This is a genomic window from Paraburkholderia panacisoli (genome assembly GCF_008369935.1).
GTDB lineage: Bacteria > Pseudomonadota > Gammaproteobacteria > Burkholderiales > Burkholderiaceae > Paraburkholderia > Paraburkholderia panacisoli.
The window spans coordinates 64,066-72,416 of the sequence record NZ_VTUZ01000048.1; the positions used below are offsets into that span (position 1 = coordinate 64,066).

The following is an 8,351-nucleotide window of genomic DNA, read 5'->3' on the forward strand; positions in this document are numbered from 1 at the left end:
GAGAACGCCTATGAACATAGCCGACCTCGATGGCGTGGCGCTCGATTATTGGGTGGCGCGCAGCCTGCACGACTTCGTGCGCGAAATCTATTTCACCGACAGCGGCGAAACCGTCTCGATTCGCGGTAACGACCGTGGTCGTCCTTGGGATGGGCGGTTCACGCCGGCCATCTCCTGGGAAGCGGCGGCCGTGGTGTTGGAGCGCACACAGCGACTGGAGGTGCGTGAACGAACCGATGCGGGCACGACATACTGCGTCGCCGAGTTTCAGGGCGGCCATCGAACGGTGGAAGGACGGGGAGACTCGCTGCGCGTCGCGCTGCTGCGGGCCTTCGTCGCAAGCCGCTTCGGCGATAGCGTGGGCGATGTGCTGCGCGAGCCGCAGGCATTGACCGGCGCGCGAGCCGACGTGATCGGCGAGCAAACGGTGGGCGGGGTGGTCGAGGACGTGCCGAGCCCGGATGGACGGATCGGGGATATTCAGTCGCCTCCGCGATAACGGGTGGTGTCACCGAAGGGTTGAGGCGCTTTGCGCAAAAAGCACTGGACAAAAAACAAAGGGCCTTCCGATTGGAAGGCCCTTCATAGGTGGTGCGGCTGGCAGGATTCGAACCCACGACCCCTTGGTTCGTAGCCAAGTACTCTATCCAACTGAGCTACAGCCGCACGCTTAAACCGGTGATGCTTGCTGCAATGAAACCGGGTAAAACGTGACGGATTCCCGGAGGGAAGCCCTCGAATAATTGGTGCGGCTGGCAGGATTCGAACCCACGACCCCTTGGTTCGTAGCCAAGTACTCTATCCAACTGAGCTACAGCCGCACACAGAAACGAGATTATAGCCAAAGGTTTTGGAAAAGGGAAGCGTGTAAAGCGATTTGTCTGATGGGCCTGATCGTGTACCCTTGATAGGCAGTTGCATGCTGCAGTTAATGGACCATTATGAACAAGGCCTTTGTCAAAGAGTCGAGTGAAGAGAACGACGACGACCTCGACGTCGCCCAGCCGGAAGTCCCGGCGGGTACCAAAAACTACATCACGCCTGCCGGTTACCGGCGCATGCGCGATGAACTGCTGAATCTGATCGATGTCGAGCGGCCCGAAGTGGTCAGGCTGGTGTCGTGGGCGGCGTCGAACGGCGATCGCTCGGAGAACGGCGACTACATCTATGGCAAGCGCCGCTTGCGCGAGATCGACCGGCGCATCCGCTTTCTGACCAAGCGTCTCGACCTCGCCGAAGTCGTCGATAGCAGCAAGCAGGAGAACATCGATCAGGTTTTCTTCGGCGCGACCGTCGAATATGCGACGGAAGATGGCGAGGTGCATACGGTGACGATCGTCGGCATCGACGAGGTTGATCTGGATGTCGGTCACGTGAGCTGGATTTCGCCGGTTGCGCGCGCGCTGCTCAAAGCGAAAATCGGCGATACGGTCACGTTGTATACCCCGGTCGGCCCGCAGCCGATCGATATACTCGACGTCAAATATCCGGCGCCCGATACGGGCGGCTAGGTGCACGACTCGCTGCGCCTGGTGAGGTGCCGGGGTCAGGGCAGATCAGACTGTGGCGACGAAAGTCCGCCTTGTCGGGCCCGGGACAATCATCGTGAGCGCTTGCTTCTGTCTGCAGCCTGCGCCTCGGATCGAACCTGCCGTTGGGGTTCCGGTTCAGATCTCTCGACACGGTCGGCGCGGCATAAAAAAAGACGCCGCGAACGGCGCCTTTCGATACTGCGAGTACTGCGCAGCTTTGAATGCTTAGAAGCGGTGACGCAGACCCGCGGTCACAGCGACCTGCTTGTTGTTGCTCGATGCTGCGCCAAGGCCATTGATGCTGGCGTCGACGATCGCGCCTTCGTTGGCTTGCTGATATACACCTTGCAGGTACACGTCGGTACGCTTGGACAATGCATACGCGGTTTGCAGGTTGAACTGGTTCCAATGAACATGCGAGCTGGACAGGTTCGCGCGGGTGTACGTGTACGCACCGGCGATGCTGATGGCCGGCGTCAGGGCGTAACGGGCGTTGGCTTCGAAGTTCTGGAACTGAGCGCTGTTGGTCGGGAAGGCAATGCCGCCCGTGACGCCCGACGAACCCTGGCTGATGCCCGCGAGGCCCTGCAGGTTCGTTTGCGAGTACACGAGGCCGACCGTTGCCGGGCCGAACGCGTAGTTCGCACCTGCACCCCACGTTTGCTGACGGGCAGCGAAGAACGTGTTGTCGCCCGAAACAGCGCCGCCCGAGTTGAATGCAGCGGCCGCGCTGTTCGCGCCATTGCTGTTCAGTTGCAAGTAAGCAGCGGCGACATTCAGGCCGCCCCAGTTGTACGACGCGCCCGCACTGTAAGCGCGGTTGTTGGCGAAGCCGGCAGCCTGGTTCGAGAAGCCGTACAACGCGCCGAACTTGAAGCCGCCGTAGTTCGCGCTCTGGTACTTGACCGAGTTGTTGACACGGAACGAGTTGTTCAGGTTGTCGTTGTCGAACGGGTGTGCGAACTGCGTGCCGCCGTATTGCGTGCCGGTCAGCGCCAGCGGGCCGACGTAATCGACCATGCTGTCATATTGACGACCGAGGGTTACCGCGCCGAACTGGTTGCTCGACAGACCGACGAAAGCCTGCCGGCCGAACAGACGGCTGTTCTGCTTGAGCGTGCCGTCATTGATGCCGAAGCCGTTTTCCAACGTGAAGATAGCCTTCAGCCCGCCGCCCAGATCTTCCGCGCCACGCAGGCCGAAACGGCTGCCGTTCACCGAGCCGCTCGTCATTTGCCAGTTGCTATGACCGTGCTGATTGTTCGTGTAAGTAATGCCGGCGTCGATCAGGCCATATAGCGTCACGCTGCTTTGCGCGTGCGCAGCGGTCGCAAAAACGCCCATGAGGGTCGCGACCATGACTGTTTTCTTCATTTTGTAACTCCGATAGCGAGAGAAGTATTTAAAACCCTGGCTTGGGAGACCTTCACGCGGGACGCTGCGAGAGGCGGGATCCGTGTGAGATGCGCGCTGACCAAACCCGCGCTGGTTTCCGGTTAGGCAGAGTGTAGAGAGACACTTCGCGAAACGGGCGTTCCGATTTTCGCAATAAAGTATTACGCGTTCGGAAACGATGCGCGAGCGCCCTGTGAGCCTTATGAATAAAGGCTCTGCGGGTTATTAAGCGATTGGGAGGCGGTGTTCATTAAATTTGCGTTGCTCATTTGCGACAGTAAACGATGCAAAAAAACAACGAGCAAGTATCAAAGACACGGATTGTTGTTATTGCCGCAATAAGTGATTGTTAATTGTGTAAATAATAGGAATTGATTGAGCCGCTATACTGGAATCTCTGCTTTCCGAAGCAGACTTTTTCGTTGTCGAAAAAGATCTCCAAACCTTTGTCAGCGCGACTCCCCAGTCGCGCTTTTTTTCGTCTGCTGAGCGGCGATGCGCGAGGAGCTGCTTAGTGTGCGGGCGCTGGGTCGTCCACGTCGTTCCAATCGGCCGTTGCCGAGACGCACCAGTCTTCCATCACGTAATGGCGAGCGTCCATTGGGCACGAAAGCAGATTCTGCCAATGATCCCCGTGCCACATGACGTCGAATTCTAAAGAGTCGGTGGCAGCCGGTACGGGATGCTCGGAAGCGGTCTTTGTGTGCGAGTGAGTGAGCTGCAGGACGAGGCGGCGAATTTCATTGAGCAACATGACAATCTCCTGATACGCATTCCAACCACTGATTTCGATCATGCGGCCGTGAATGCGCAGCAACAACTCGGACAAACACTTACGAAAAATAGATTTCGTTACATTTATTCAAGACTGTCTGCTGAAAAAATTCCCACTGTTGGGCATGTTGCGGCACTACTTGGGTAATATTGACGTGCTATTTTATTCTGTAGTTAATAAATAGAAGCAGGCGGATAAACGGCAGTCTTGTTTTGCGCAGACGCGCTAAACGTATACGAAAAATTTTCTTGACGAGAATTCTTCACTCCCCGTATAACAGCAAGGCTGAATTCCAGCTGCCGTTTCTGCTTATGAAATAGCAGTGTTATTCAACGTGAGGGCCAATGCCCGCTTCTGGATAAACTATCGAGGGAAACTGAAAAAATGGAAACTGGTGTCGTCAAATGGTTTAACGATGCTAAAGGCTTTGGCTTCATCACTTCGGATTCCGGTGGCGACGATCTGTTTGCCCACTTTTCGGAGATTCGCGCGGAAGGCTTCAAGTCGCTGAAGGAAAACCAGCGCGTTTCCTTCGACGTGAAAGCGGGCCCAAAGGGCAAGCAGGCGGCGAACATCAAACCGCTGTAAGTCTGCAGCGTGCCGCCGGCCGCTGATTGCTAAAAGCCCTCGTCTGAACGCGAGGGCTTTTTTATTGCTCCTGAGATGATCTTCCATGTCGCAGTACCGATTAACTACATGGTTAAAATGGATTAAATGAAATGGTAAAAGGATGACTGCAATCTCTGTCGTTTTCAAATTTGCGCGGCCAAAAAATATAATGGCTCGGGGTTGCACTCGAATTCACGACTCGCCCACAAATAGGCTCTGCGCGCGGCAACCCAGCCGGGCCGATGTGATGCGATTCGGGTGCGCGGCGGTCAACTGGTGCATACTTGCCGCAAAGCCACACGTCCAAAGTATCTCTTTCCATGTCTGAACAGCTTTTGCCGGAACCGGCCCTGGATGTCCCGATCGTTTTCGTCGACCTCGAAACCACCGGCGGTTCCACCAGCGAGCACCGCATTACCGAGGTCGGCGTCGTCGAAGTAGGGCCGGCCGGCGTGTCGCGCTGGAGTAGTCTGATCGACCCGCAGCAGCCGATTCCGTCGTTCATCCAGCAGCTCACCGGTATCACGAACACCATGGTGCGCGGCGCGCCGACTTTCGACGCCATCGCGCCGGCTTTGTTCGAGCGCCTGAACGGCAAACTATTCGTCGCGCATAACGCTAGTTTCGACCGCGGCTTTCTGCGCGGCGAGTTCCGCCGGGCCGGTATCGCGTTCGACCCAGATGTGCTGTGCACGGTGCGTCTGTCGCGCGCGTTGTTTCCCGCGGAGAAGCGTCACGGGCTCGATGCGCTGGTCGAACGTCACGCGCTCGTGCCTTTCGATCGCCACCGCGCGCTCGCCGACGCCGATCTCATCTGGCAGTTCTGGCAGCGCCTGCATGGCCTCGTGCCGCTCGACGTCCTGCGCGCGCAGATCGAGCGCACCACGCGGCGCTACCGGCTCGCTGGCGATATCACGGAAGATCTGCTCGATTCCGCGCCAGCCGGTTGCGGCGTCTATGCCTTTTTTGGCGAAAGTGACTTGCCGCTGTACGTCGGACGAAGCGTGCGTGTGCGTCAGCGCTTACGCTCGCATCTGACCGGCGAGCGGCGCTCATCGAAGGATATTCGGCTTGCGCAGCAGGTGCGGCGGGTTGAGTGGCGCGCGACCGGCGGCGAACTGGGCGCGATGCTGGCCGAAGCGCAGTGGATCGCGACGTTGCGCCCCGGCCATAATCGCGTGCCGCGCGTCATGAAGAGCGATCCGGCGGACGCCCCTTGGCCGTTCGAGGGGCCAGTCGTCTTCGAGGAGCAGGAGGAGGCATCGCAGGCGCGGGCTTTTCACGTGGTCGACCGTTGGCGTTACGTGGGACACGCGGCCTCGCTTGCGCAGGCGGCCGAGTTGTACGCGTCGAGCGTCGTGGGGCCGTTCGAGCTCTCGACCTATCGCCTCCTGCAAAGTCACCTTGCACGCGGCCTGCGCGTGCTGCCGTTGAGCGTATTGAAGGACACGCCGGTGTCGAGTCTCGCTTGATGGGCCTCGTGCGCGCGGCCTGAGGCGCTCATCCGCGGATGAAGGCAGATTCGGGCGGTCAGCCGCCCGCGTTCTACTGCACCTGCCGGATCAACCGGTCGCACCCACGCCGCCCGTTTCGCACACGTGAGCCAGCGCGCGAGTCAACGCGCTCGAGCGGGTCGAGTCATAACGGGTCAGCGATTTCCAGTTGGCAAGCGATTGCGCAACGCGCGACGGACAATCATCCGCCGTGCGCAGTGGTTGCACGCGCGCAAGACCAGCCACGAGCGATTGCGTCAGCCGGTCAAGCTGAGGCCTGGTGCTGGTCGCGAGGTCAGGCGCGGGCCCTTGCGGCGGCTGCGTGCTGCGCCAGCTGGCGAACAGCGCGTTTTGCACGTCCTTGCTCGCGTCGATCTGATCCTGGAAGAAGGCGCGGGCGAATACCGGGTCGACGTTCGCGGCCACAGCGCGCTTTTCCACATCGGCCAGTAGCGCGTTCTCGCGCGGTGTATCGGTAATCGCTTGGTGATTGGCCCATTTCCAGCGCGCAACTGGCTCGGCAAGCGCGAGGCGCTGCGAAACCAGCCCGATCAGATTGGTGAGCGCGGTGTCGTCGCCATCGGCGACGGCGGGGGCAGGGGCGAATGCGAGCCACGCGGCTAACGCGAGTGCGCATGACGCGCCAAGGCGATACGAACGATTCATGGGAAGTGAGCGTGGCCGGGCGGCCGCCGAGGAAAAAGCAGAAGAATAAATGATGTCCCACCCAGAAGGGCGGTGTCTTGCGCGAATGAAGGGCAACGTCCGACAGATTTTGGCGGTCCGCGCTAAAGAGAAGGGCGCACGCAACCACGCGCCGTGGCCACGTAGGCAAGCGCGCGGATGGAATCAGGCGAACTGATCCAGCGTCATCCAGCGATCGAATGACGAATAATGGGCCGCATGCACGCGCCGTGCATCGGCTTGCGTATTACGCATGCGCGTCCATGCTGCATCGCGCCACCGCACAATTACTTCGAATCGCACGACTTGCGTTGTTCGTCGAAAAATGCGCGAACGTGCTCAGGCAGTTCGGCACCCAGAAACTCGACGCCAGCGGGTTCCGGATCCGGGCAGAAAACCTTATCCGGGGTCGGAATCTTCGTTGGTTTGGCATCCATGATCTTTCTCCTTTGCGAACCGATTATCGGCCTCGGTCCCCGTTTCGCACCAGTATCTGATGCGTGTCTCACGTTCTCTGTTGCTTTAACGGCACAAGCCAACACTTGAACAGAGTGTTTGAATAAAATTTATTGTCTCGCTGCAGCACACCGGTTTCCCGTTGATGCGGATCAAATCGGTTCCAACTTTTCGTCATTTCATTCCCTGCCTTGTCCCGCCTGCGCTTGGCCCCTCTTGGCGCGTCCTGCCTTTACGTCAAACGTTTAATCCGTTTCTGACTTGAATAAATCCTGCGAATATTTGTGCGCTGCCGCACGGAAAGAACTTCCTGATATTTGAATGAACGTTCGTTAATTACCGGGTCGTTCACATTGTGGTCGCCGCGCGCTAATGTTCTCTAAACGATCGATTTCACAATTCCGTTGACGGACGGGAGCGTGTTTAAAAAAGTTTTTCACGAATCGACAAATCGGCTTATCGCCGAGGGCTTGCAGTCGGAAATGTCGCGGCGGGTTTGAACTCGGCGCCACGCCGTGCGCCGATCGTGACTTCGTCATCGCAGCAATTGCCGCCTATGCTTGCAAGAGTTATCTGACGCGTGTCGTGCGATTGCGCACGGACGCGTGAGATCCGGCGCGGAAGATATCAGGTGTCGCCAATCGGAGAGTGCGCTATGGAAAACGCTGTCTACTGGAACGGTCGTCAGGTCGGAATCGAATGCGCGGGCAGGATCTTGTGGTTCACGTCTGCACCGCAGGAAGCGATCGATGCCTACGGGGCGCCGCGGGCGGAGCAGCCGGGTGTCGACGATTCCGTCGTGGCCCGCAATCTCGTCATGATGCCGTCATACGATCGGTCAGGTTTTCCTGGATGAGCGGGGTCGATCTGCTTGATCAGTAGTTGGGCTTGGGTGGTGATGCAGGGTGATGCGCGGCAACAAGGTTCACGATGCACGGATCATCTATCGAGCCATCTTCATCAACGACCGCTCAGAAAGCAAAAGCCCAGTCCAAAGGACTGGGCTCAGACTGCTCTGACAAGCTACCCGCAAAGCCTGGACATGCGCCAGGCTTTATCGTTTAGTGAGCGTCATGCTCAGGAAACCCTCCCCATGCAGCACGACAGCACGAGAAGGACCATCTGTCGTCCATCCACTGCGTGGTATCAAAGAAAGCGCCGCCCATCGGCGGTCAACTCCGAACTGGCCTCGTTTAACCGAGGCTCATCATCCGATGGGAATGCATCGAAAATTGCTCGTCCAGGCTCACCCGCTGTTGGACAGGGCTTTACGCTGGGTTTATCTATATTAGCCTGGACTGCACCTGACAGGTGGTCGGGGAAGCCAGGGAGAAACTGATTCAGTGAGGGATCAGTTTCTCCCTGGCGAGTTCGAGTGAATCGAGAAAGGTGCGCATGGGCGTCTTG

The 8,351-nt window shown here is 58.4% G+C and carries 9 protein-coding genes and 2 tRNA genes; 5 read left to right on the top strand and 6 right to left on the bottom strand.

The genetic code is table 11. From position 1 onward, the window contains the following. Positions 1-10: 10 nt before the first annotated feature. Positions 11-499, top strand: a complete 489-nt coding sequence (locus FVF58_RS41690; RefSeq protein WP_149675473.1) for a phage protein NinX family protein — start codon at positions 11-13, stop codon at positions 497-499. A 90-nt stretch (positions 500-589) separates the two neighbouring features. On the opposite strand, the gene FVF58_RS41695 is transcribed toward FVF58_RS41690, so the two are convergent. Both FVF58_RS41695 and FVF58_RS41700 read right to left on the bottom strand, forming a co-directional pair. Beyond that, positions 590-666 (bottom strand) — tRNA-Arg (locus FVF58_RS41695). A gap of 78 nt (positions 667-744) precedes the next feature. Then, a tRNA-Arg gene (locus FVF58_RS41700) sits at positions 745-821 on the bottom strand. Positions 822-941: 120 nt separating this feature from the next. Here FVF58_RS41700 and greB point away from each other — a divergent pair. Next, positions 942-1,511, top strand: coding sequence for a transcription elongation factor GreB (gene greB, locus FVF58_RS41705; protein ID WP_149675474.1), 570 nt, complete (start codon positions 942-944; stop codon positions 1,509-1,511). 246 nt (positions 1,512-1,757) lie between these two features. Here greB and FVF58_RS41710 read toward each other — a convergent pair whose 3' ends face one another. Together FVF58_RS41710 and FVF58_RS41715 are read right to left on the bottom strand one after the other, a co-directional pair. Next, a complete protein-coding gene (locus tag FVF58_RS41710; RefSeq protein ID WP_149675475.1) occupies positions 1,758-2,906 on the bottom strand; it encodes a porin in 1,149 nt (382 codons plus the stop codon). A gap of 532 nt (positions 2,907-3,438) precedes the next feature. Next, the gene (locus FVF58_RS41715; RefSeq protein ID WP_149675476.1) at positions 3,439-3,681 is read right to left on the bottom strand and encodes a hypothetical protein; all 243 of its coding nucleotides are present in this window, start codon (positions 3,679-3,681) and stop codon (positions 3,439-3,441) included. 405 nt (positions 3,682-4,086) lie between these two features. Between FVF58_RS41715 and FVF58_RS41720 the strand changes: the two genes are divergently transcribed. Together FVF58_RS41720 and FVF58_RS41725 are read left to right on the top strand one after the other, a co-directional pair. Beyond that, on the top strand, positions 4,087-4,290 hold the full coding sequence (locus FVF58_RS41720) for a cold-shock protein (protein ID WP_149675477.1): 204 nt from the start codon (positions 4,087-4,089) through the stop codon (positions 4,288-4,290). Between the two features lie 341 nt (positions 4,291-4,631). Next, complete coding sequence (locus FVF58_RS41725; RefSeq protein WP_149675478.1) at positions 4,632-5,783, top strand: exonuclease domain-containing protein; 1,152 nt, start codon at positions 4,632-4,634, stop codon at positions 5,781-5,783. A 90-nt stretch (positions 5,784-5,873) separates the two neighbouring features. On the opposite strand, the gene FVF58_RS41730 is transcribed toward FVF58_RS41725, so the two are convergent. Together FVF58_RS41730 and FVF58_RS51930 are read right to left on the bottom strand one after the other, a co-directional pair. Beyond that, the gene (locus FVF58_RS41730) at positions 5,874-6,470 is read right to left on the bottom strand and encodes a chorismate mutase (RefSeq protein ID WP_149675479.1); all 597 of its coding nucleotides are present in this window, start codon (positions 6,468-6,470) and stop codon (positions 5,874-5,876) included. Between the two features lie 305 nt (positions 6,471-6,775). Further along, positions 6,776-6,925: a hypothetical protein gene (locus tag FVF58_RS51930; RefSeq protein ID WP_042321669.1), complete on the bottom strand. Its 150-nt coding sequence runs from the start codon at positions 6,923-6,925 to the stop codon at positions 6,776-6,778. A gap of 674 nt (positions 6,926-7,599) precedes the next feature. On the opposite strand from FVF58_RS51930, the gene FVF58_RS41735 reads away from it, so the two are divergent. Then, positions 7,600-7,800 (top strand): hypothetical protein, encoded by a 201-nt coding sequence (locus FVF58_RS41735; RefSeq protein ID WP_149675480.1) that lies wholly within the window; start codon positions 7,600-7,602, stop codon positions 7,798-7,800. Positions 7,801-8,351: the final 551 nt, after the last annotated feature.

Coding starts and splice junctions, on each gene's coding strand:
- FVF58_RS41690 (WP_149675473.1), top strand. CDS start 11: ATGAACATAGCCGACCTCGATGGCGTGGCGCTCGATTATTGGGTGGCG.
- greB (WP_149675474.1), top strand. CDS start 942: ATGAACAAGGCCTTTGTCAAAGAGTCGAGTGAAGAGAACGACGACGAC.
- FVF58_RS41710 (WP_149675475.1), bottom strand. CDS start 2,906: ATGAAGAAAACAGTCATGGTCGCGACCCTCATGGGCGTTTTTGCGACC.
- FVF58_RS41715 (WP_149675476.1), bottom strand. CDS start 3,681: ATGTTGCTCAATGAAATTCGCCGCCTCGTCCTGCAGCTCACTCACTCG.
- FVF58_RS41720 (WP_149675477.1), top strand. CDS start 4,087: ATGGAAACTGGTGTCGTCAAATGGTTTAACGATGCTAAAGGCTTTGGC.
- FVF58_RS41725 (WP_149675478.1), top strand. CDS start 4,632: ATGTCTGAACAGCTTTTGCCGGAACCGGCCCTGGATGTCCCGATCGTT.
- FVF58_RS41730 (WP_149675479.1), bottom strand. CDS start 6,470: ATGAATCGTTCGTATCGCCTTGGCGCGTCATGCGCACTCGCGTTAGCC.
- FVF58_RS51930 (WP_042321669.1), bottom strand. CDS start 6,925: ATGGATGCCAAACCAACGAAGATTCCGACCCCGGATAAGGTTTTCTGC.
- FVF58_RS41735 (WP_149675480.1), top strand. CDS start 7,600: ATGGAAAACGCTGTCTACTGGAACGGTCGTCAGGTCGGAATCGAATGC.